This is a genomic window from Polaromonas sp. (assembly GCF_018780625.1).
GTDB lineage: Bacteria > Pseudomonadota > Gammaproteobacteria > Burkholderiales > Burkholderiaceae_C > Polaromonas.
This window is the reverse complement of the sequence record NZ_JADMJK010000244.1, coordinates 1-2,176: the sequence shown is the minus strand read 5'-3', so window position 1 is coordinate 2,176 and position 2,176 is coordinate 1. Positions and strand designations below refer to the sequence as shown.

The 2,176-nt window shown below is 64.6% G+C and carries 2 protein-coding genes; both read left to right on the top strand.

Going from position 1 to position 2,176, the window contains the following annotated elements:
* The first annotated feature begins 235 nt into the window (after positions 1-235).
* A complete protein-coding gene (gene sbcD / locus IV091_RS17345; RefSeq protein ID WP_293470556.1) occupies positions 236-1,471 on the top strand; it encodes an exonuclease subunit SbcD in 1,236 nt (411 codons plus the stop codon).
* The coding region (locus IV091_RS17340; protein ID WP_293470554.1) for an AAA family ATPase at positions 1,468-2,176 on the top strand (709 nt) is incomplete at its 3' end. The genes sbcD and IV091_RS17340, both read left to right, overlap by 4 nt.

Genomic DNA, 2,176 nt, shown 5'->3' with positions numbered 1-2,176 from the left:
GAGCGAAGCGCGGCGATCCATCGCCGAAAAAGCGCAGACATTGATGGCCGCACGTCGTTCGCAATGAAAGCGACAGATTGCCGCAACTGATGGTTCATGGTGCGTGCGCGGTGCAGTGCTGGAACGCAAGCAGAGGATTGCCATCACACACTGGGGCACCTCTTCACATGAATTCAATTGGGAGCTGAACTCCGCAGCCTCCCCCTACGCCACGATCCCACCCACACGGTAATCCATGCGCATCCTCCACACCTCAGACTGGCACCTCGGCCAGCACTTCATGGGCAAGAGCCGCCAGGCGGAGCACCAGGCGTTGATCAACTGGCTCTTGACGCAGGTCGAGGACCACGCCGTGGACGCGGTGCTGATCGCCGGCGACATTTTTGACACTGGCGCGCCGCCCAGCTACGCGCGTGAGTTGTACAGCCAGCTGGTGGTACGGCTGCACAGTGCCGGCGTGGCCCTGCTGCTGCTGGGCGGCAACCATGACTCGGTGGCCACCCTGAGTGAAAGCCGGGCGTTGCTTGAATGCCTGAGCGCCACCGTGATTGGCGCCGCCGACGACCTGTCTGCCCAGGTGGTGGTGTTGCCCCAGCGCGGCGGGCAGGGCGTGGCCGGCTGCGTCGTCTGCGCCATTCCCTTCATTCGCCCGCGTGATGTCTTGCAGAGCCAGCCGGGGCAAACCGCCGAAGACAAACAACAGTCCTTGCAGAACGCCATCCAGGCGCATTACGCCGCCGTGTTTGATGCCGCCAGCCTGCGCCGCACGGCACTGGAGGCCGCGCTGGGCCACAAGCTGCCGCTGATCGCCACCGGGCACCTGACCACGGTGGGCGCCAGCACCAGCGAGTCGGTGCGCGAAATTTACGTTGGCGCACTGAACGCCTTTCCCACTGCGGCCTTCCCATCCGTCGACTACATCGCCCTCGGGCATATTCACCAGCCGCAACAGGTCGGCGGCTTTAACCACATTCGCTATTGCGGCTCCCCGATTCCGCTCAGTTTTGACGAAGTGCGCCAGCAAAAAGAGGTGCTGCTGGTCGATCTGGATGCGAACGGCCTTCAGACCATCACGCCGCTGCCAGTGCCGCGCTTTCAGGCCCTGGTCTCGGTCAGCGGCAACCTGCTGGCGCTTGCCGAAAAGATTTGCACAGCGGCCGCCGACGGCACGCCAGCATGCCCGGTCTGGCTGGAGGTAACGGTGGCCGAAGACGACTACCTGGCCGACCTGCCCGCGCGCATTGAGGCCATGACGGCCGGGCTGCCGGTGGAAGTGCTGCGCATCCGCCGCCAGCGCAGCAGCGCGGCCGCCACCTTGGCCGCCGCAGCCCGTGAAACCCTGGACGAACTCAGCCCCCACGACGTGTTCACCCGCCGCCTCGACCAGGAAGAATTGGCCGACGAGCTGAGACGCGCCATGGTGGAGCGCTACCGCGCCGTCGTCACCCGCCTGCAAGAAGGCCAGCCATGAAAATCCTGTCGCTGCGCCTGAAGAATCTCAATTCGCTCAAAGGCGAATGGAGCATCGACTTCACCCAGCCGCCGTTTGCGGGCAACGGCCTGTTTGCCATTACCGGCCCCACCGGCGCAGGCAAATCAACCCTGCTCGACGCCATCTGCCTGGCGCTCTACCACGAGACGCCGCGCCTCAAAAGCATCTCGGCCTCGGCCAACGACATCATGACGCGCCACACCGCCGACTGCCTGGCCGAGGTGAGCTTTGAGGTCAAGGGCGCCGTCTATCGCGCCTTCTGGAGCCAGCGCCGCGCCCGCGACAAGGTGGACGGCGCGCTGCAGGCGCCCAGGGTCGAACTTGCCACGGGTGCGGGCGAGATTCTTAGCAGCCAGAGCAACGACAAGCTGAGGCGTATCGCGGAGATCACCGGCCTCGACTTTCCGCGCTTCACCAAATCCATGCTGCTGGCCCAGGGCGGGTTTGCCGCGTTTTTAAATGCCAGCGCCAACGAGCGCGCTGAACTGCTGGAGGAACTCACCGGCACCGAGATCTACGGCGAGATCTCTAAAAAAGTGTTTGAGCAGGCGCGCGATGCCAGGCAGCAACTGGACCAACTCAAAGCCCGCGCCGATGGCATGGAGCTGCTGACCACTGCGGAGCGCGAGGCCAAGCAGAGCGATGTGAATCGTTGGGACACCGAACTGGCGGGCGTGCAGCGCG